Genomic DNA, 19,982 nt, shown 5'->3' on the forward strand with positions numbered 1-19,982 from the left:
TGCTTGCTTAGCGCAGTGATCTGTATGTATAAACAGTGCTCACTCTAGCTGCCCGACCCCCGTCTTGTGATTGCCCATTCTGTAGATGACCCGCTTTATTACCTGCATAACTTTCGCCAGGTGCTGCTGTGGGTCGAGTCACGCTATGCCGACCTGCTGGATGAGCAGGAGCTCGCGTTCATCCAGTCCTTTGCCACCTTGGCGCAGCCAGCCCAGGCCCTAATGGTGCGCATGGTCATGCGCAAGGGCGAGCTGTTTCGCTGCGACCGGTTGGACTATGCCGAAATCGGTGACACCGCCTGCGCCTTGCAGCCGCTTCTGGCGCTGGGCTGGGTGCGTGAGCCAGAAGCCTTGAGCCTCGAGCAGCTGTTCGCGTTGCTGCGCAAGGACGAGCTGGCCGTTGGTTTCGCCGGTCTGCTAGCTCGACCGCGGGCAGCCAAAAACGACCTGTTCGCACAGTTGCTGCCCATGGGGCTGACACCGCGACCGTTGCAGGAGTGGTTCAGCCAGGCGCCGGTTGGAATCGTGCAATGGTGCCTGCAGCCACTGTGCGACCGAATACGTTTGCTGTTTTTCGGCAATCTCTATCAAGACTGGTCGGAATTCGTGCTGGCCGACCTTGGGCTTGTGCGTTTCGAGCAAGTGGCTTTCACTCCCGATTCCCGGGCTTTGCATCGGCGCAGTGAAGTTGACCAGGCCATGGTGTTGCATCAGTGTGGCGAGCGCCTGGAACTGGGTGAGGCGCCCGCTTCGGTGCTGGCGGCCCTGGCTGATCAGGCCTTTGACAACCCGTGGCTGGCGCGGCGCTACAGCCGGCTGCTGTACGCCGTTGGCCAGCAGTGCGAGCGCCTGGGTGACTGGGATCAGGCATTGGCGGTGTATGCCCGCAGCAGCCATACGCAAGCGCGTATCCGCCAGGTTCGTGTATGCGAGCGCAGCGAACGCTGGGAGCAGGCTTACAGCCTGGCTCAGCAAATGGCCGCCGCGCCGGCCAACCCACTGGAGGTGCAGGCACTGCAGCGCATGCTGCCGCGGCTGGCTCGCAAACTTGGCGGCCCGCCGCAGCCACGCCGCCAGCGGCGCCGGCTCGAGCTGATCGAGCTTGAACTGCCTCGCGAGCAGGCAGCGCTGGGGGTGGAGGAGGCCGTGCGCCAGCACCTGGAACAAGCCGGGGGGCACGTGCACTATGTTGAAAACACCCTATTCAATAGCTTATTCGGGCTGTTGTGCTGGGAGGCTATATTCGCCCCAGTGCCTGGGGCCTTCTTCAATCCGTTTCAGGCGGCCCCCCAGGATCTACATGACAGTGATTTCCAGCAGCGGCGCGCAGCACAGTTGGCAGCCTGCCTGGGGCGCCTGGACGATAAATCCCACCGGCTTGCCATCCTCGATTGCTTTGCCTCCAAGCACGGCTTGCAGTCACCGTTCGTATTCTGGTCCATGCTCAGCAGCCAGTTGCTCGATCAGGCCTTGGCCTGTGTGCCGCCCTCGCACTTGAAACACTGTTTCCTGCGCCTGCTGCAGGATATTCGTAACAATCGCACCGGTATGCCGGACCTGATTCAGTTCTGGCCTGAGCAGCAGCGCTACCTGATGGTGGAGGTCAAGGGCCCCGGTGACCGCCTGCAGGACAACCAGCTGCGCTGGCTGGAGTTTTGCGCTGAACATGCTCTGCCGGTAGCGGTCTGCCATGTGCGCTGGAGCGAGTCCGCGTGAGTTATCGCGTGGCGGTGCGGGCGTTATGTGAGTTCAGCGCCAAGGTGGGCGATCTTGACCTGCGCTTCACCCCTTCACCCACTGCTCAAGAAGGTATGGAGGGGCATCGCCGGGTAGTGGCCACGCGAACTGCGGGGTATGAGTCTGAGATCACATTGGCGGGTGAGTATCAGGGTTTGCAGGTTCGCGGGCGTGCCGATGGCTACGACCCGGTCGCCAATCGCCTTGAGGAGATCAAGACCTACCGCGGTGATCTGGCACGCCAGCCGGCCAATCACCGCCAACTGCATTGGGCCCAGGCCAAGGTCTATGCCTGGCTGCTGTGTCAGGCGCGACAATTGGCAAGCGTCGAGGTGGCGTTGGTGTACCTGGATGTCGACAACGCCAGCCAGACGTTGATCAGCGAGCACTACCCTGCAGATGCGTTGCAGCGCTTCTTCGAAACCCAGTGCCAACGCTTTCTGGCATGGGCGCAGGCCCAGCAGCAACGCCTGGCCCAGCGCAACCTGGGCTTGCAGGCTTTGAGCTTTCCTTACCCGCAGTTTCGGCAAGGGCAGCGTCAACTGGCTGAAACGTTATACAAAGCAGTCAGCACCGGGCGTTGCCTGATGGCCCAGGCCAGTACCGGCATCGGCAAGACACTGGGCACCTTGTTTCCACTGCTCAAGGCCGTGGTTCCCCAGCAATTGGACAAAGTGTTTTTTCTAACCGCCAAGACCCCAGGCCGGGCGCTGGCGCTCGATGCACTGAGCCAGATCAGTGCGGCTAACCCGCAACCGGCTTTGCGTACCCTGGAGCTGGTAGCCCGCGACAAGGCCTGCGAACACCCGGACAAGGCCTGTCATGGCGACTCCTGTCCGCTGGCACAAGGCTTTTATGATCGTTTGCCCGCTGCGCGCCAGGCGGCGGCATCGCGGCCCATGCTTGACCGTGCCGGGCTGCGCGACGTGGCATTGGCGCATCAGGTTTGTCCATATTACCTGGGCCAGGAAATGGCCCGCTGGGTGGACGTGGTGGTCGCCGACTACAACTATTACTTCGATGCCCATGCCTTGTTGTTCGGCCTGACTCAGCTCAACCAGTGGCGTGTGGCCGTGTTGGTAGACGAAGCGCACAACCTAGTCGAGCGCGGGCGCGGCATGTACAGCGCCACCCTTGATCAAGGCCAGTTGCTTGCGTTGCGCCAAGCCAAACCTGCCGGCCTGGGGAGCGCCCTGGACCGGCTGAACCGTCAGTGGAACGCGCTGTTCAAAACCCAGCAGGCCCCCTATCAGGCCAGTGAGCAGTTGCCCGAGCAGTTTCTGCGTGCACTGCAGCAATGCATCGGGCTGATTCAGGAGCGCCTCAACGAAAAGCCCGCCGAAGTGGATGTGCAGGTGTTGCAGTTCTTTTACCAGGCGCTGCAGTTCAGCCGGGTAGCCGAGTTATTCGATGAGCATTTCCTGTTCGACGTCAGCCTGCGTGAAGGCCCACGCAGGCGTCGCTTGGCCAGTGTGTGCTTACGCAATGTAACGCCAGCGCGGCTGCTTGCCCCGCGCATGCAAGCAGCGCGCAGTGTCACGCTGTTTTCGGCGACTTTGAGCCCGCGGCGTTTCTACACCGACTTGCTCGGCATGCCGGTGGATACCGCCTGGCTGGAGGTTGCGGCACCGTTTCGCGCCGAACAACTTCAAGTGCACATTGCCAGCCACGTATCGACCCGGTACCGCGAGCGCCAGGCCTCACTGGCGCCAATCACTCAACTGATTGCCGAGCAGTATCAACGTCAGCCAGGCAATTACCTGGCGTTCTTCAGCAGTTTCGAGTACCTGCAGCAGGTGGCTAGCCTACTTGCCCAGCAACATCCCGGCATCCCTTCCTGGGCTCAGGCCCCCGGCATGGACGAAGCTGCGCGTCAGGCGTTCCTCGATCGCTTCGTGGCAGACGGGCAGGGGGTTGGCTTTGCGGTGCTGGGTGGGGCATTCGGCGAGGGCATCGACTTGCCCGGTACGCGACTGATTGGGGCATTCGTCGCGACCCTCGGCCTGCCCCAGGTGAACCCGATCAATGAGCAGTTCAAGCAGCGTCTGGGCCGGCAGTTCGGTGCTGGTTTCGACTACGCCTATTTGTATCCCGGAGTGCGCAAGGTGATCCAGGCCGCCGGGCGGGTCATTCGCGGGGATGACGACCGTGGCGTGCTGGTGTTGATCGACGAGCGCTTTGCCGAGCCTTTGGTACAACAGATGTTCCCTGGATGGTGGCAAGTGGCCGGTAACTAATGCTCAGCGCACCGTCGCATGGCAGTGCAACTCCCAGTACACTGCGTGTTCCAACACCAACATTCGTTGATCTCGAGGTTTTTGCATGACGCTCAGTCCTTTGGCAGGCAAGCCGGCTCCGGCCAGCGTGCTGGTCGATATCCCCCGCCTGCTCACCGCTTACTACACCGGGCGCCCGGACGCCAGCGTGGCGGCCCAGCGCGTGGCCTTCGGCACCTCGGGGCACCGGGGTAGCTCGTTCGACCTGAGCTTCAACGAGCACCATGTGCTGGCCATCACCCAGGCCATTTGCCTGTATCGCCAGGAAAAATCCATCGACGGGCCGCTGTTCATCGGTGCCGACACCCACGCGCTGTCGGCACCTGCCGCTGCCAGCGCGCTGGAAGTGCTGGCGGCCAATGGCGTGCAGGTAATGTTGTCCAAGGATGACGAATACACCCCGACGCCTGCGGTGTCTCACGCCATCCTGTGCTACAACCGTGGCCGCAGCCAAGGCCTGGCCGACGGTATCGTCATTACCCCGTCGCACAACCCACCGCAAAGCGGCGGCTTTAAATACAACCCGCCCAATGGTGGCCCGGCCGACAGCGATGTCACCAAGTGGATCGAGGCCAAGGCCAACGAACTGCTGGCCGCAGGGCTGGTTGGGGTCAAGCGCATGGCCCATGCCCAGGCGCTGCAAGCCGCTACCACCCAGCGCCATGACTACGTGGCCAATTATGTGGCTGATCTGGAAAATGTCATCGATTTCGACGTGATTCGTGGCGCCAACCTGCGCCTGGGCGTTGATCCGCTGGGCGGGGCAGGGGTGCGCTACTGGTCGGCGATCGCCGAGCGCTATCAGTTGAACCTTGAGGTGGTAAACACCGAGGTCGACCCAACCTTCCGCTTCATGTGTGTGGACTGGGACGGCCAAATCCGCATGGACCCATCCTCCCCGTACGCCATGCAGGGCCTGATCGGCCTGCGCGAGCGTTTCGACGTAGCCTTCTCCTGCGACCCGGACCACGATCGTCACGGTATCGTCACGGCTGATGGGCTGCTGCAGCCGAATAACTATCTGGCGGTGGCCATCGATTACCTGTACCGCCACCGTCCCCAGTGGCGCAGTGATGCTGGCGTGGGTAAAACCGTGGTTTCCAGCGGCATGATCGACCGCGTTGCTGAACGGTTGGGCCGTGAGCTTTACGAAGTACCCGTTGGCTTCAAGTTCTTTGCCCAAGGCTTGTTCGAGGGCACGTTGGGCTTCGGCGGTGAAGAGAGCGCAGGCGCATCGTTCCTGCGCAAAGACGGCACTGTCTGGGCCACTGACAAGGATGGCCTGATTCCCGCATTGCTGGCGGCCGAAATGACTGCCCGCACAGGGCGCACGCCAAGCCAGGCCTACGATGACCTGACCGCTACACTGGGTAAACCGTTCGCTACCCGCGTAGAAGCCAAGGCCGATGCACGGCAAAAGGCTGCTTTGAGCAAGTTGGCACCAGAGCAGGTGAAATCGACTGAGCTGGCGGGTGAACCTATCGTGCAGATTCTCAGCCACGCGCCAGGCAATGGCCAAGCCATCGGTGGCTTGAAGGTGATGACTGCCAATGGCTGGTTTGCCGCGCGGCCGTCTGGTACGGAAGAAATCTACAAGATCTACGCCGAAAGCTTCATCGACGAGGCCCACCTCAAGCGCCTGGTGCAAGAAGCGCAGGTGCTGGTGGACGCGGCCATCGCCTGATTGAGCGGAACGGGGCCGCAGGGCGGCCCCTATCCCTCAGGCAACATCGACCAGGACGATTTCGCTGTCCTCGATGGCCGTCACGCGCAGCACATCCTCATTTTCGATTGCCACGCCGTCGCGGCCATTGGCCCGCAGCCCATTGACATCGACCAGCCCCTTGGCCGGTACCAGGTAACCCCGGCGCCCCGCATCGAAGCGGTACTCGGCGGTTTCCCCTGCCTGCAAAGTGGCGGCCACCAGCCGTGCGTCCGTGCGGATCTGCAAGCTGTCCTCATCACCGGCACGGCCACTGGCCAGCGTCACGAAGCCTTCCCCACGTTCGCCTTTGGGGAACGGGCGGGTGCCCCAGGACGGCGCATCACCTACTTTTTCTGGCACGATCCAGATCTGGAAGATGCGCGTGTCGATGGCCTCCAGGTTGTATTCGCTGTGCACAATGCCGCTACCAGCACTCATCACCTGCACGTCACCGGCTTCGGTGCGCCCTTTATTGCCCAGGCTGTCCTGGTGGGTAATGGCACCTTCACGCACATAGGTGATGATTTCCATATCGCGGTGCGGGTGGGGCGGAAAGCCACTGCCGGCGGCGATCAGGTCGTCATTCCACACGCGCAGGTTGCCCCAGTGCATGCGTGCCGGGTCGTAGTATTCGGCGAACGAGAAATGGTGATGGGCGTCGAGCCAGCCGTGGTTGGCATGGCCAAGGCCTTCGAAGGGTCGCAGTTGCAGCATGGTCGAGCTCCTTGAATGGGTGGAATGAAGCCATGATGCGGTAAAAATAGATCGAAAATAAGCGTAATAATCGGTTAAATATGATCGTATAAATCGATATAAATATAAATGTAGTTTGTGCGATTCATCGCCTAATCCACTGATGCGCAAGCATTCGCTGGCGATTTCTAGCGGATGCGGCCAACATGGAGCGCTGATTGGATATACAACGGAGTGACCGTGGCCCACGAGCAACCCCAGCCGCTTGCCGAACTGACCCCAACCGCCCAGTTGCCCTGGTTTCGCCGCCTGGCGGCACGCGTGCTGGGCCGCGGCCTGACCCGCTTGAAGGCGCAGCATGGTGAGTCCTGGCACCTTGGCCATGCCCAAGGCTATGAAGCCGGCCGCCAGGTGCTGGTGATACGCGATTGGAGGCCTGATGATGCAGGCGTGCCGGGCCAGGACGACAAGCTGTTCGACGACTGGCGCCTGCCCCTGAGCGCAGAGCTCAAGAAACGTTTCAAAGCTGATGTGGCCCAACGCCTGCCTGCCGAGGCGCAACCTAGCCCAGCGCAGTGGAAGCTGATTTTCAGTGACACGCCCTCCACTTGCGTGGTGGCCGGCGCCGGGGCGGGCAAGTCGACCTCACTGGTGTTGCGTATCCTGCTACTGCGCCAGTATCTGGGCTACGAGTTGGATGCGATGACCGTGGTCACCTTCACCCGCGAGTCCCGCAAGGATTTCATCAAGCGCCTGGTGCAGGTTTTTGCGCTCTGGCAGCTCAACCTGCAACCGGCAGTGGCGCGCGACCTCGTGCGTACCTTTCATTCCCGAATTCTTCCGCTGGTACGCAGCCTGCCAGGCTTCAGCCAAGTATGTGCCTTCGAAGCCCTGGGCAACCAAATGCCAGCAGGGCGGGAGGCAGAGGCCGATAGCAATCCGTTCGATCTGCGCCTGAACGATGCCCAGCGGCTACAGCTCAACCAGTGCTACAGCCAACTACTGGCGCAAAGCCCGCGGTTCGCCGAGATCGTCGCCAACTTGCGTCATGAAGCTTTGCAGCTCAAACCGCTGGACCCAGACCACCCGGATGTGCAGAAGCGGGTGCAGGTCACCCAACTGGCTGCCCAGCGCGACGAAGAATTATGCGACGTCATCGAAGACCTGTGGTTCGCCGCCGGCGCATGGCCGATCAAAGGCATCGAGCCGTGCCGGGAAACGATTCAGATCCGGGGTAGTCGGTTCCATGTCCACGGTCGCCTGGAAGGTACCGACACCTGGGTGGTGCTGGGCTTCGACCCGGCAGAGAGCGCCCAGTATCAACGCCCCGGCGCCAAACTGGCGGTGCGTGCCGAATGGGCGGTCAAGCGCACCTTGTTGCAGGCATTTTGCGACAAACCGCTGATCTGGCTCGACAACTACGCCATGGCCCAACGCCTGGCCGCATCACTGGCTGGCGATGCAGTGGCAGGCCCTGGCTTTGAGTACAAAGTAAAAGGCGAGCTGGCTGCGGCGCCGTTACTCGATGCGTTCGTGGGTGCGGCCAACTTCATCGAAAACCTAGGTTTGGAAGTCAACCCGGCCGTGGCCGCCATGAGTTTCCCCACTGGCGACCCCGATGCACTGTTCTTCGAGGCATTGGCACTGTACTGGAGGGCCTTGGAAGCGCATCTGCTTGACCAGTCGCCACCGGTCATGACCTACAACCGAATGTTCGCTTTGTTCGGCGAGAACAACCCGGAAAACCTGCAACTGCTGCCCGATGCGCTGCTGCGTCCACTGGCGCACTTGATGATCGACGAGTTCCAGGACGTGTCGCCGCAGATAGTCAGTTGGCTGCGCGCAAGCCTGCGCGAAATACGCCGCCGTGGCCCAATGATGCATACCGGGCGGCAGGCTCAGCATGCTTCGTTGATGTGCGTAGGTGATGACTGGCAGTCGATCTATGGTTGGCGCGGCAGTTCACCCAAATACTTCATGGAATTCACCAAGACGTTCCCGTCGCCGGCCAATACTCGAGTGATGCTGGTGGACAATTATCGCTGCCAGCAACAGGTGATCGATGCCGCCGAACACTTGGTCAAGGGTACGCCGGCTATCGCCGGCAAAAAGGCGCGCGCCAGCGGCCCCGCGGCCGACTTGCCTGGCGCCCCTGTGCGGGTTTTCGAACGCGATGAGCCGGCACTGGCCCAAACGCTGATCGAACACTACCAGCGCGGCGAATCGGTGATGATGCTTTACCGTAAGGGCAGTGACAAACGCCTGATGGACGCACACCTGCAACCTGTGCTGCAGGCCGAAACGCAGCTCCCCGCCGAACATCGGCGCTTGCGCCAGCTGACCTACCACAGTGCCAAAGGCCTGCAGGCCGATGCGGTGTTCATGCTGGGCGATTGCCAGTACCTGACCAGCTCTCCCTTCAAAAACCAGGTCTATCGTCAGGCAGGCCTGGGCAAGGCGGGCGATACCCAGCCCTTCGACACAGCGCAGAAGGACGAAATACAGCGCCTGGCCTACGTCGCGGTGACCCGTGCCATTCGGCACTGCTACTGGTACGTGGAGCCAGCGAACGGCGAGGCCGCGCCGACGTCACGGGCCTCGTGCCAGGTCGACGGCCGGCAGCCGTTCTTTGAAGATCTGCGCGGGCATTGAGGCCTTGGGTGGCCTGCGGCTGCGTCGGTCTCGTACATGTCAGGGTCGGAGAGGGGCCAGCGTGGACGAGGTATCTGCGAGAGGGTGAAGTACGCCGTGGCAAAGGCATCCGCCAAGGAGAACTTCGATGCGCTCGCTGTGCAGTCCCAAGGATCACCTGCTTGACCTCGACGGTATTGAAATAGCGGTACGCACCTGGGGGCCGGAAGAAGGCATTCCGGTGCTGGCGTTACATGGCTGGCTCGACAACGCTGCATCGTTCGAGCGGCTTGGCCCGCTACTCGATGGCTGCTTCATCGTGGCCCCCGACCTTATCGGCCATGGCCGTTCCGACCACCGCCGCCATGACAGCGGCTATTACCTCTGGGAACATGCCCAGGACATGCTGGCAGTCACTGACAGCCTGGGCCTGTCCCAGTTTCATGTGCTTGCCCATGGTATGGGCACCGGTATCGCCTCGTTGCTGGCGGCCATGACCAGTGGCATTGCCAGCATGATCTTCCTCGATGGTATCGGTGCACCGTTTACCGTAGCCGAACATGACCGCGTGCAGCATCTGGCGCGGGCCTATCGGCTCAAACGGATGGTTCAGCGCAGCCAGTTGCAGGGCTTTGCCGAGCCTGAAGCCAGCCGCTTCGACAACCTTGAATCGGCGTTGCTGCAAAGCCGCAAGCGCCTCGATGGGGAGCTAAGCGCAGAGGCCGCCCGGGTACTGGTGTTGCGCGACTTGCTGCAACTGCCCGACGGTTACTGTTGGCGTCACGACCCGCGTTTGGTGTTGCCTGAACCCATGCCGCTGACCGAGCGTGAAGCGTGCGACCTGCTGCGGGAGATCCGCTGCCCGTTGTACTTGATGCTTGCCAGGCAAGGCGCGTTCAAAGGTACCGGCATCGAGCATCGCCAGGCGGCGCTGCCGGCACATGCCAAGGTGTCCTGGCACCCAGGCGGGCATCACTTTCATTTGGAGGCGCCAGATCGGGCATTGATCGACCAGATCCTGCGTATCCTCGCCCGCCATGAAGGGGGCCTACTGCAGCGGCTGGTCAATGAATAGCGCCACGGTGGCCAACCCAGACAGTCCTGGGCTAAGGTGGCCAACGCCCGTGGGAACGCTAAAAGGAGGCATCGCATGCGACCGTTCACCATCAAGCACATCGATCACCTGGTGCTGCGGGTTGCCGACCTGCAGCGCAGCTTAGGCTTCTATCGAGATTTGCTGGGTTGCTCGGTCAGCCGTGAGCGCCCGGACCTGGGCATGGTTCATTTGGCCACCGGCACGGCGATGATCGACCTGGTCACCCTCGATGGCCCGCTTGGCCGGCCGGGCGGCCCGGCACCGGGCGAGCAAGGGCGCAACCTGCATCACTTCTGCCTGCGTATCGAACCTTTCGACGAACCGGCGCTGACGGCTTACCTGCAAGCGGCAGGCGTAAGGGTTGAACCGGCCGAAAACCGCTATGGCGCGGAAGGGGAAGGGCCATCGATGTACTGCTTCGATCCTGACGGCAACCAGGTCGAGCTCAAGGGGCCTGTATCAAGTAGTGCGGGGTAATGCTGCTGTCGATACTGGCAAGTGGACATAGCGGCAAAGCCGATTATGCTTCAGATACCTGCTGCGATCCGAGGCGGCTGTCCTCGTCGTGCTTCGCGCAACCAATGCTAGCCCTAGGGCCTGGGTGCGACGGTGTAATGGGTGTGAGGTACTCCGGCCTTCGATAACCAAACGACGGAGGCAACCCATGGCGGTTCTCGACAGCGCATCTTCGGGCAGTAGCGCGCCCCAACGGGGTATCACCAGGGAGGAGCGCAAAGTTATCTTCGCGTCCTCGCTGGGTACTGTATTTGAATGGTACGACTTCTACCTATACGGCTCGCTGGCTGCGATCATCGCCAAGCACTTCTTCGCTGGCGTCAATGAAACCACATCGTTCATCTTCGCCTTGCTTGCATTTGCCGCAGGTTTCGCCGTGCGGCCGTTCGGCGCAATCGTGTTTGGCCGGCTGGGCGACATGATCGGGCGCAAATACACGTTTCTGATCACCATCGTCATCATGGGCCTTTCGACCGCAGTGGTGGGGCTGCTGCCCAGCTACGCGACGATTGGCGTAGCAGCGCCGGTCATTCTGATTACCCTGCGCCTCTTGCAGGGCCTGGCGTTGGGCGGCGAGTACGGCGGCGCCGCCACCTACGTGGCTGAGCACGCCCCCAAGGGCCGGCGGGGTTTCTTTACCGCGTGGATCCAGACTACCGCCACGCTGGGCTTGTTCCTGTCGCTGCTGGTGATCCTTGCTTGCCGCACCCTGATGGGTACCGAGGTGTTCGAAGCCTGGGGATGGCGTGTGCCGTTCCTGCTTTCGATCTTGCTGTTGGCAATTTCGGTGTACATCCGCATGCAGCTCAATGAGTCGCCGGTATTCATGAAAATGAAAGCCGAAGGCAAGGCGTCCAAAGCGCCGCTGACCGAGTCGTTCGCCCGTTGGGACAACCTCAAAGTGGTGATCATGTCGCTGCTCGGCGGCACGGCCGGGCAGGCTGTGGTGTGGTACACCGGGCAGTTCTATGCGCTGTTCTTCCTGTTGCAGATGCTCAAGATCGACCCACAGACCGCCAACCTGTTGATCGCTGGCTCCTTGCTGATCGGTACACCGTTTTTCATTTTCTTCGGCAGCCTGTCGGATCGCATCGGTCGCAAGAAAATCATCATGGCCGGTTGCATCATCGCAGCCCTGACCTACTTCCCGATTTTCAAGGCGCTGACCGAATACGGTAACCCTGACGTGTTCGTGGCACAGGAGCAGAACCCGGTGGTGGTGGTCGCCGACCCTGGCCAGTGCGCATTCCAATTCGACCCGGTAGGCAAGGCCAAATTCGCAAGTTCCTGCGACATCGCCAAGAGCCTGCTGGCCAAACGAGCGATTCCTTACACCAACCAGGCTGCCGAGCCTGGTAGCGTGGCGCAGGTGCGTATCGGTGAGCGGGTGATCCCAAGTTTCGATGGCAGCAGCCTGGCTGCAGCCGACTTGAAGACCCAGAGTGATGCCTTTACCGCAACAATGAGTGCTGCGCTGAAAGAGGCAGGTTACCCGGAGAAAGCCGACCCAGCGAAAATCCACTATCCGATGGTGCTGTTGTTGCTCACCCTGCTGGTGATCTACGTGACCATGGTCTATGGCCCCATCGCCGCCTGGCTGGTGGAGTTGTTCCCTGCACGCATTCGCTACACCTCGATGTCCCTGCCTTACCATATTGGCAATGGCTGGTTCGGCGGTTTTCTGCCGACAGTGGCATTCGCTATGGTGGCAGCGACGGGTGATATCTACTACGGGTTGTGGTACCCCATCGTGATTGCGGTGATGACCGCCGTGCTGGGGATCTTCTTCTTGCCAGAAACCAAGGACCGGGATATCAGCTGAGCGCGGCAGGCCTCATCGTCATTGACCGGCGATGAGGCCTGCTGGGCAAGCCTGTTCAATCGAAGTAGCCTCGCAAACCGAATGCGTATCCAGTATCCACGTCCTTGGCTTGAGCCCGCCCTGGGCGTTTGTTCATGACGAACTCGAAAGCCGGTTCGTACAAGCCGTCGCGCACGATCGCGCCCGCAAGCACCTCTATGTCATACCAGCCATTGTCCAGCTCGATGATCGGCCGCCCCGGCACCTGGTAGCGGGCCATCAGGTCACCCAGGGTCTTGGGCGTGAAGTGCTGCAGAATGCGCCACGTGTAGAGCATGACGGCGCGGTTCTGCACCTGGAGCACATAACCGTTGCGCCGGTGCTTGAGGCGGCTGCCGGGCGCGAGCAGGGCAGGTGTCGCATTATCGAGGGTGAACAGAATGTGGTAAGGCAGGTTGTCGACGCCCGCCAGCGGTATCACTACGCCCTCGGCAACTGCCTTGTCGCCGCTGTCGTTGTGGGTGAATTCGTGGGCCAGGTCATCGCGAAGCTGATGTTCGCGCTTGAAACGTTCGAGCAGTTGGATATCGCCGAGCAAGAAGTAATCCACAAGGTCGTTGAGCACTTCGCTGAATTCGTGGCGCATCTGTTTTCCTTATTGTGGCGCACGGGACACAGCTGCAATGTAGCCAATGGCAGCGTCGGCTGCCATTGGCTGGCACTCAATGTTTCTGGGCGATCTGAATCAGGTTGCCACAGGTGTCGTCGAACACTGCGACGATGACCGGGCCGAGGTCGGTGGGCGGCTGAGTGAAGGCCACGCCGGCCTTGCACAGCCGTGTGTATTCGGCCTGGATATCGCGCACGCTGAAGGAGGTGGCAGCGATGCCGTCCTGCTTCAGTGCCTGCTTGTAGGTCTTCGCAGCGGGGTGTGCATCGGGCTCCAATAGCAGCTCGACGCCGTTGGGGTCGTTGGGGGAGGTCAGCGTCAGCCAGCGATGCTGGCCCATGGGTACGTCTTGCTTGGGTTCGAAACCGAGAACGTAATGGTAGAAAGCCAGAGCTTTGGCCTGGTCGTCAACGAGAATGCTGGTGACAACGATCTTCATAGGCACATACCTAACTGCGGGTCGTTAATCGTCAGTAAAGACGGTCCTGCTCAATTCACCAGTAGGGCGTGTTGTTGCTGGTAAGCGAGTGGGCCCATGCAGCACCAAATTATGCTCAAGCCATAGGCAAATCCTTGGTGCTTCTCGGCCCACTGATTCAAACCGCAAGGTAAAGTGACAATAAATTCCTAGGCGCCTGTCGATGGCGTCAACGAGGTGCCTGTGGCTTCCTACACCCTGCGACAACTCAAATACTTCGTCACCACCGTGGAGGCCGGCAGCGTCGCCGAGGCCTCGCGCCAGCTTTACATCGCCCAGCCGTCGATCTCGACGGCAATCAAGAGCCTGGAAGAAAGCTTCGGTGTGCAGTTGTTCATTCGCCACCATGCCCAGGGCGTTTCGCTGACCCCCAGTGGCAAGCGTTTTTACGCCAAGACCAAGTCGTTGTTGCAAATGGCCCACGAGTTCGAGCAGAACGCCCTTGCCGACAACGACACCGTAGCCGGGCAGATCGACATCGGCTGCTTCGAAACCGTGGCGCCACTGTATCTGCCGCGGCTGATCGCAGGATTCCGCGAGCGCTATCCTGGCGTGGACATACGCCTGCGCGACGGTGAACAGCAAGACCTGATCCAGGGCCTGACCGCAGGGACGTTCGATCTGGCGTTTCTTTATGATCATGATCTGGACGGCACCATCGAAGCCGAACCTTTGATGCCGCCGCAAAAGCCGTACGTGTTGCTGCCTGAGAAGCACCGTTTCGCTGGCCAGACGCAAGTGTCGCTGCGCGATCTGTGCCCGGAGCCGATGATCTTGCTGGATGTGGCGCCAAGCCGGACCTACTTCGTCAGCTTGTTCAACGAGATGGGGCTGACGCCGAACATCGTTTTCAGTTCGCCGTCGATCGAAATGGTGCGCGGGATGGTGGGGCAGGGCTTTGGATTCTCGTTGCTGGTCACACGACCACACTCCGAGTGCACTTATGACGGGCAGAAACTGGCGATGATCGACATCGCCGAGCCTGTGGCCTTGTCAGGGTTGGCTGCTGCGCACTTGAAGCGGGTGCAATTGACCAAGCCGGCGCAGCTGTTCGTCGAATTCTGCCGCGAAGAACTGGCCAGGTTCTGACCAAGCTTCGCGGCTAAAGCCGCGAGTGGGGCGCTATGCGCCCCTACGGCTGGTGCCGGATCACTGTTGATCCGGGAGCACCGCGATCACATCGATTTCCATCAGCCATTCGGCCTGGGCCAGGCCGGCTACCACCAGCCCGGTGGAGATTGGGAACACGCCCTTCAGCCATTTGCCGACTTCCTTGTACACCGGCTCGCGAAAGCGCGGGTCGGTGATGTAGGTAGTGGTTTTGACGATGTGGGAAAGGTCCGAGCCAGCTTCTTCCAGCAACTGTTTGACGTTCTTCATCGCCTGTTCGGCCTGTGCCCGAGGGTCGCCCAGGCCCACCAGTTTACCTTCGAAGTCGGTCCCGACCTGGCCGCGCACATAAATGGTATTACCAGCCCGCACGGCCTGGCACAGGTCGTTGTCCAGGGTCTGGTTGGGATAGGTTTGTTTGGTGTTGAACATGCGGATGCGAGTATGGGTAGGCATCAGTGGGCTCCGATGGTGCTGACGTTGCTGATGGAGTTGTCTTGCTCATCCGCTTGGCGCTGGTCGCGGTCACGGTAAGCCAGGTAGGTGCGTTGGGTGGCGATGTGGCCGGCGACATGCTTGGCGTCGTGCCACACCCCCCAAATGAACGAAGAGCCACGCCGCGACAGCCAAGGCAGGCCCAGGAAGTACACGCCAGGCTCGCGGGCTACGCCGCGCTGGTGCTGGGGTTTGCCATTGGCGTCGAAGGTGTCGACCTGCAACCAGCTGAAGTCCACGCCATAGCCGGTCGCCCAGATGATGCTGGTGACGCCAGCCTGGGCCAGGTCCAGTTGCTGCAGCGGGTCGACCATGCATGCCGGGTCGGCGAGGCGCTTGCGTGCCTCAGGCTCCTCTGGCAGGTCCAGGCCGTTACGCTCTACATAGGCGTCGGCCGCATCCAGCAGGGCCAGGTAATTTTCATCACCGCGGTTGATGTTCTCGACAAGGTTGTCCTGAAAGCGTGCCACGCCGTTCTCGAATGACTGGGTCAGGCCAACCAAGGTCATGCCCTGGTGAGCGAGAGCGCGAAAGTCCACGGTGTGTCCGCCGCGTGCGCCGCTGACGGCGATGGTCACGTGCTCGCGGCCTGGCTTGGCGATTTCAGCGTCCCACTCGCCCAACACCCCCAGCCACCAGCAGAAATCGCGGTTGCGGTAGGCACGGGGTGGGCGGTCGTGGGCGCCTACCGACAAGTACACCTTGCGCCCTGCACGCATCAGCTCTTCTGCGATCTGCACACCGGAGGACCCGGCGCCGACGACCAGCACGCCGCCCTCGGGCAACTGCTCAGGGTTGTAATAGGCAGCCGAGTGGATCTGGTGCAGGTTGGCGTTTTTCGGCGCGATGGCCGGAATTACAGGTTTCTGGAATGGGCCGGTCGCGGCAACCACCCGGTTGGCGCGGATCACGCCTTCGCTGGTTTCGATGGTGAAACCGGGGCGGTCAGCGTTGCGAACCACCTTCTTCACTTCGATGCCGGTACGAACCGGAAGGTTGTACTTACGTACGTACTGTTCGAAGTAGTCGGCAACCTGGTCCTTGCCGGCGAAGGCGTCAGCATCAAGGTTGAATTCCAGCCCTGGGAAGCGGTCGTGCCAGACTGGGCCGTTGGCCACCAGTGAATCCCAACGGCCTGTGCGCCACGCTTGAGCGATACGGTTGCGTTCCAGCACCAAGTGCGGCACACCGAGCTTGCTCAGGTGTTCGCTCATTGCTACGCCGGCCTGGCCGGCGCCTACCACGAGCGTGTCGATTTCGATGTTGTTCAGTGTCATGTCCGAGCCCTTTGTCAGGCGGTTTTTGTCAGGTCGGTTTGGAGGACCGCCGTTGCCTGGGGCCAGACTAGGGATGCCGGAAAAATCGCGAAAATAGTATTTAGCTGGGACTTGCCGATAAAACGGCGAAGACCCTGATTTGCATGGCGTTGGCGTTGGTTTCAAGTGGTTCGCAGCCGCTTTGTGGCCCTTAGTTTTTTCCTGTTCAAGGCGCAGGAAAATGTTGGTTTCGTATGCCTTATGGTTCTGCCCAGAATGCTGGCATTGCACAGAACAACAGGAGCTTAACCATGACCTTTTCCATCATCGGTCGTTGCCAGGAGACCGGCCAGGTCGGTATCGCCATCAGCTCGTCGAGTATCGCTGTGGGTGCCCGTTGCCCGTGGGTGCGCGCAGGTGTAGGTGCGGTGTCCACCCAGAACATCACATTGCCTGCGTTGGGCCCGCAGATCCTCGACGCCATGGAGCAAGGGCAGTTGGCGCCTGCGGCCGCGCTTGACCGGGTACTAAGTGCCAATGGCTGGGGCGAGTATCGTCAGGTCACGGTCATCGACAGTCATGGGCAAGTGGCCTTGTTCACGGGTAAGCAAGCGTTGGGTGTGCACAACGCCGTTGCGGGCGAGCAATGCGCAGCGGCGGGTAATCTGCTGTCTTCGCCCGAAGTGATTGAGGCCATGGTTCAGGCCTTCGAGCAGGCCGGCGGGCACTTGGCAGACCGACTGCTGGCGGCCATGCATGCAGCGATGGCCGCCGGTGGTGAAGCGGGCCCCGTACACTCGGCGGCACTTAAGATCGCCGGTGAGTTGACCTGGCCGCTGGTAGACCTGCGTGTGGACTGGGCCGAGCAGGACCCGATAGGCGCGCTCGATGGCCTGTGGCAGGCGTATCGGCCGCAAATGCAGGATTACGTTACCCGCGCGCTGAACCCGACGACAGCCCCAAGTTACGGGGTGCCAGGCGATGAATGAGCTCAGCAGCCGTGCCTTGCTGGAGCGGTTGGTGGGCTTTGCCACTGTCAGCCGCGACTCCAACCTTGAGCTGATTGAGTTCATCCGCGACTACCTGGCTGGGTATGGAGTGGTGTGCGAGTTGTTCCATAACCCTGAGCGCACCAAGGCGAACCTCTTTGCCACCATCGGCCCTCAGGACCAGGGTGGCGTTGTGCTGTCCGGTCACACCGATGTAGTGCCGGTGGACGGGCAGGCTTGGACGCTGCCGCCATTTGCGCTGACCGAGCGCGACGGGCGCCTGTATGGCCGTGGTACGGCTGATATGAAGGGGTTCATCGCTTCGGTACTGGCTGCGGTGCCGGCTTTTGTTGCGCAACCACTGCGCATGCCTGTTCACCTGGCGTTCTCCTATGACGAAGAGGTCGGCTGCCTGGGCGTGCGTTCGATGCTCGACGCGCTGCAAAAGCGCCCGCACAAGCCACGCCTGTGCCTGATCGGTGAGCCTACCGAACTCAAGCCTGTGCTGGGCCATAAGGGCAAGCTGGCAATGCGTTGTGAGGTCCAGGGCGCAGCGTGCCACTCGGCTTACGCACCTTTAGGGGTCAATGCCATCGAGTATGCCGCCAAACTGATCGGCAAATTGGGCGAAATCGGCGATGCCTTGGCGTTGCCTGCGCACCACGACACACGTTTCGACCCGCCTTTTTCTACTGTGCAGACTGGGGTGATCAAAGGGGGCACGGCGCTGAACATCGTGCCGCAAGCCTGTGCATTCGACTTCGAGGTACGGGCCTTGCCAGGGTACGAGGCACAGGCGGTGGCCGACCAGTTGCAGACCTATGCCGAGGCCGAGCTGCTGCCGCGCATGCGCAGCATCAGCGCTGCCAGCGCCATCCGCTTGCAACCGCTAAGCGCCTACCCTGGCTTGGCCACGCCCCCTGACAGTGAAGCCGCGCGTTTGCTGGCGTTGCTCAGTGGCTCGCAGGACTTTGGCACCGTTGCCTTCGGCACTGAGGGCGGCTTGTTCGACCAGGCCGGTGTTGCGACCGTGGTATGTGGGCCGGGCAGCATGGACCAAGGGCACAAACCCGACGAATTCATCAGCGTCGAGCAGTTGCAGGGCTGTGACGCCATGCTGCTGAGACTGGCGGATTACCTGCGCCAGCGCTAAGGCGCAACGGGGCTGCCCGGCAGCCCCTGTGGTTCAGAATGACGCCTTTACCTGAAGCCCGAACACCAGCGCGTTGTCGATGTCCTTCCCGGAAAACGCGCCGGGCTCAATGATGTATTGCACATCAGGGCGCAGATTCAGCCAGGGCGTTGCCTGGTAGCCGTAGCTCAGCTCGATCAGTTGCTCGGCATTGTCGATGTTGGGGAACGGTTGCCCGGCATTGAATGCGGCGTCTTCGAGCACTTGGCGGCTGCGCGGGTTCGGCACGGCGCGGCCATAGCCCAATGCCACGGTATCGCGGGGGCGGCCTTCGAACGGCTTGTACAACACAACGCCTGCGCCATACCACTTGGTGAAGGGCGAAGCAGCTTCGCTTGCTGCTGAGTATTGACCAAAGGCGTGCAGGCTACGGCCAGGGGAGCCTGCGTCATTCCAGACCGCCTGGTCGATCAGCAGGTAATGCCCGCCACGACCCGCCACTTCCTTGTCACTGTCGATGCGTTTGACGTTGGAGCTGTCGTAGTAGTAACCGAGCTTGTACTCGCCCGGCAGTTGACCTTGCAGCTTGTACACCAGCTCCACCGGCACTACTGTGCCAGTGGTGTGCTTGGGCCCCAGGTGCCAGGCGCGGCTGGAGTTGCCGTTGCTTTGCGGGTCGACGTTGAACGCCGCCACGCGAAGTTGCCAGGACGGCGAAAAGTCGTATTTCACTCGCGCACCCAAGTGTGCGTTGGGGTAGTTGGCCCAACCGCTGCCGCCGGACATGTTCAGCGGGTGGCCGCAGAAGCCAGCGTTCATGAAATTGCACAGGATGCCGCTGTCCAGGCCGCCGAGGTCATTGCCCATGGCCATGTAGCCGAGTTTGATATTGAGGGCCGGCGTGAACAGGGTGCGTTCGTAGCTCAGCTCGGTCAGGCGGGTGTAAAGCCCACCGTAGTTTTCCTGAATGGGCAGGCGGTTACCGACCAGATCCTCGGAGGCGCTGTTGCCGCGACGGTCGTTGATGGTCAGCTGGATTTTGCCGCCGTTGTCCAGGCCGTACAGTTTCGACAGGTCGAACTGAGCACCCAGTTTGATGTTTTGCGAATACCGCGCCGAACGGTGCAGGCCACCGTGGGCGTTGTAGGCGGTTTCGCCACTGTAATCGCCAGTGATCTTGACGCCATCTTCTTCGAGCTGATGGCGCAGGCCGCCCCAGTCTCCGGTCAGGGTGCTACGCTGGAGCAGGTTGCCGTCAGCCAGGGCAGGCGTGCTGGCCAAGGCCAGCAGCAGGGCAGGAGTGGTGATACGAATTGCGGATGGCATTGCTGTGTCTCTTGCTGTTCTTGAAAGCCATTCGCAGATGAACCCGCCCCCCTCAGGACTGCCTCATCAAC

General features: G+C 61.3%; 16 protein-coding genes. 10 read left to right on the forward strand and 6 right to left on the reverse strand.

The features are described from left to right. The first annotated feature begins 66 nt into the window (after positions 1 to 66). The 3 genes from J5M56_RS03510 (at position 67) to pgm (ending at position 5,697) form a co-directional block, all read left to right on the forward strand. Positions 67 to 1,716: a VRR-NUC domain-containing protein gene (locus J5M56_RS03510; protein ID WP_207869744.1), complete on the forward strand. Its 1,650-nt coding sequence runs from the start codon at positions 67 to 69 to the stop codon at positions 1,714 to 1,716. Continuing rightward, positions 1,713 to 3,974 carry an ATP-dependent DNA helicase gene (locus J5M56_RS03515; RefSeq protein WP_207869746.1) on the forward strand — a complete coding sequence of 754 codons (2,262 nt, stop codon included), beginning with the start codon at positions 1,713 to 1,715 and terminating at the stop codon, positions 3,972 to 3,974. Before J5M56_RS03510 ends, J5M56_RS03515 begins: the two co-directional genes overlap by 4 nt. A gap of 85 nt (positions 3,975 to 4,059) precedes the next feature. After that, a complete protein-coding gene (pgm, locus tag J5M56_RS03520; RefSeq protein ID WP_207869748.1) occupies positions 4,060 to 5,697 on the forward strand; it encodes a phosphoglucomutase (alpha-D-glucose-1,6-bisphosphate-dependent) in 1,638 nt (545 codons plus the stop codon). Between the two features lie 36 nt (positions 5,698 to 5,733). Here the strand turns inward: pgm and J5M56_RS03525 are convergent, their stop codons facing one another. Beyond that, the gene (locus J5M56_RS03525; RefSeq protein ID WP_186477832.1) at positions 5,734 to 6,432 is read right to left on the reverse strand and encodes a pirin family protein; all 699 of its coding nucleotides are present in this window, start codon (positions 6,430 to 6,432) and stop codon (positions 5,734 to 5,736) included. Between the two features lie 174 nt (positions 6,433 to 6,606). Here J5M56_RS03525 and J5M56_RS03530 point away from each other — a divergent pair, with 174 nt between their 5' ends. The 4 genes from J5M56_RS03530 (at position 6,607) to J5M56_RS03545 (ending at position 12,476) form a co-directional block, all read left to right on the forward strand. Further along, the gene (locus J5M56_RS03530; protein ID WP_207869750.1) at positions 6,607 to 9,063 is read left to right on the forward strand and encodes a UvrD-helicase domain-containing protein; all 2,457 of its coding nucleotides are present in this window, start codon (positions 6,607 to 6,609) and stop codon (positions 9,061 to 9,063) included. Between the two features lie 127 nt (positions 9,064 to 9,190). Beyond that, entirely contained in the window at positions 9,191 to 10,117 is a 927-nt protein-coding gene (locus J5M56_RS03535; RefSeq protein ID WP_207869752.1) for an alpha/beta hydrolase, read from the forward strand. A 75-nt stretch (positions 10,118 to 10,192) separates the two neighbouring features. Then, entirely contained in the window at positions 10,193 to 10,615 is a 423-nt protein-coding gene (locus tag J5M56_RS03540) for a VOC family protein (RefSeq protein WP_186477829.1), read from the forward strand. A gap of 187 nt (positions 10,616 to 10,802) precedes the next feature. Beyond that, a complete protein-coding gene (locus J5M56_RS03545) occupies positions 10,803 to 12,476 on the forward strand; it encodes an MFS transporter (RefSeq protein ID WP_060477105.1) in 1,674 nt (557 codons plus the stop codon). Positions 12,477 to 12,531: 55 nt separating this feature from the next. Here J5M56_RS03545 and J5M56_RS03550 read toward each other — a convergent pair whose 3' ends face one another. Both J5M56_RS03550 and J5M56_RS03555 read right to left on the reverse strand, forming a co-directional pair. Continuing rightward, a complete protein-coding gene (locus tag J5M56_RS03550; RefSeq protein ID WP_207869754.1) occupies positions 12,532 to 13,101 on the reverse strand; it encodes a hypothetical protein in 570 nt (189 codons plus the stop codon). Positions 13,102 to 13,177: 76 nt separating this feature from the next. Further along, positions 13,178 to 13,564 (reverse strand): VOC family protein, encoded by a 387-nt coding sequence (locus tag J5M56_RS03555; RefSeq protein ID WP_186477827.1) that lies wholly within the window; start codon positions 13,562 to 13,564, stop codon positions 13,178 to 13,180. Positions 13,565 to 13,786: 222 nt separating this feature from the next. On the opposite strand from J5M56_RS03555, the gene J5M56_RS03560 reads away from it, so the two are divergent. After that, a complete protein-coding gene (locus J5M56_RS03560; RefSeq protein WP_060477108.1) occupies positions 13,787 to 14,692 on the forward strand; it encodes a LysR family transcriptional regulator in 906 nt (301 codons plus the stop codon). A gap of 60 nt (positions 14,693 to 14,752) precedes the next feature. Here J5M56_RS03560 and J5M56_RS03565 read toward each other — a convergent pair whose 3' ends face one another. After that, positions 14,753 to 15,169: a RidA family protein gene (locus J5M56_RS03565; RefSeq protein WP_060477109.1), complete on the reverse strand. Its 417-nt coding sequence runs from the start codon at positions 15,167 to 15,169 to the stop codon at positions 14,753 to 14,755. Further along, positions 15,169 to 16,485, reverse strand: coding sequence for an NAD(P)/FAD-dependent oxidoreductase (locus tag J5M56_RS03570; RefSeq protein WP_207869756.1), 1,317 nt, complete (start codon positions 16,483 to 16,485; stop codon positions 15,169 to 15,171). Before J5M56_RS03570 ends, J5M56_RS03565 begins: the two co-directional genes overlap by 1 nt. Before the next feature lie 290 nt (positions 16,486 to 16,775). Between J5M56_RS03570 and J5M56_RS03575 the strand changes: the two genes are divergently transcribed. Beyond that, positions 16,776 to 17,453: a DUF1028 domain-containing protein gene (locus tag J5M56_RS03575; protein WP_186477824.1), complete on the forward strand. Its 678-nt coding sequence runs from the start codon at positions 16,776 to 16,778 to the stop codon at positions 17,451 to 17,453. Beyond that, entirely contained in the window at positions 17,446 to 18,606 is a 1,161-nt protein-coding gene (argE, locus tag J5M56_RS03580; RefSeq protein WP_207869758.1) for an acetylornithine deacetylase, read from the forward strand. Before J5M56_RS03575 ends, argE begins: the two co-directional genes overlap by 8 nt. A gap of 33 nt (positions 18,607 to 18,639) precedes the next feature. Here argE and J5M56_RS03585 read toward each other — a convergent pair whose 3' ends face one another. Further along, the gene (locus J5M56_RS03585) at positions 18,640 to 19,911 is read right to left on the reverse strand and encodes a carbohydrate porin (RefSeq protein WP_207869760.1); all 1,272 of its coding nucleotides are present in this window, start codon (positions 19,909 to 19,911) and stop codon (positions 18,640 to 18,642) included. Positions 19,912 to 19,982: the final 71 nt, after the last annotated feature.

This window comes from Pseudomonas sp. 51_B (genome assembly GCF_017491595.1).
In the GTDB taxonomy this organism is placed as follows: domain Bacteria; phylum Pseudomonadota; class Gammaproteobacteria; order Pseudomonadales; family Pseudomonadaceae; genus Aquipseudomonas; species Aquipseudomonas promysalinigenes.

Coding starts and splice junctions, on each gene's coding strand:
- pgm (WP_207869748.1), top strand. CDS start 4,060: ATGACGCTCAGTCCTTTGGCAGGCAAGCCGGCTCCGGCCAGCGTGCTG.
- J5M56_RS03525 (WP_186477832.1), bottom strand. CDS start 6,432: ATGCTGCAACTGCGACCCTTCGAAGGCCTTGGCCATGCCAACCACGGC.
- J5M56_RS03530 (WP_207869750.1), top strand. CDS start 6,607: ATGCGGCCAACATGGAGCGCTGATTGGATATACAACGGAGTGACCGTG.
- J5M56_RS03535 (WP_207869752.1), top strand. CDS start 9,191: ATGCGCTCGCTGTGCAGTCCCAAGGATCACCTGCTTGACCTCGACGGT.
- J5M56_RS03540 (WP_186477829.1), top strand. CDS start 10,193: ATGCGACCGTTCACCATCAAGCACATCGATCACCTGGTGCTGCGGGTT.
- J5M56_RS03545 (WP_060477105.1), top strand. CDS start 10,803: ATGGCGGTTCTCGACAGCGCATCTTCGGGCAGTAGCGCGCCCCAACGG.
- J5M56_RS03550 (WP_207869754.1), bottom strand. CDS start 13,101: ATGCGCCACGAATTCAGCGAAGTGCTCAACGACCTTGTGGATTACTTC.
- J5M56_RS03555 (WP_186477827.1), bottom strand. CDS start 13,564: ATGAAGATCGTTGTCACCAGCATTCTCGTTGACGACCAGGCCAAAGCT.
- J5M56_RS03565 (WP_060477109.1), bottom strand. CDS start 15,169: ATGCCTACCCATACTCGCATCCGCATGTTCAACACCAAACAAACCTAT.
- J5M56_RS03570 (WP_207869756.1), bottom strand. CDS start 16,485: ATGACACTGAACAACATCGAAATCGACACGCTCGTGGTAGGCGCCGGC.
- J5M56_RS03575 (WP_186477824.1), top strand. CDS start 16,776: ATGACCTTTTCCATCATCGGTCGTTGCCAGGAGACCGGCCAGGTCGGT.
- argE (WP_207869758.1), top strand. CDS start 17,446: ATGAATGAGCTCAGCAGCCGTGCCTTGCTGGAGCGGTTGGTGGGCTTT.
- J5M56_RS03585 (WP_207869760.1), bottom strand. CDS start 19,911: ATGCCATCCGCAATTCGTATCACCACTCCTGCCCTGCTGCTGGCCTTG.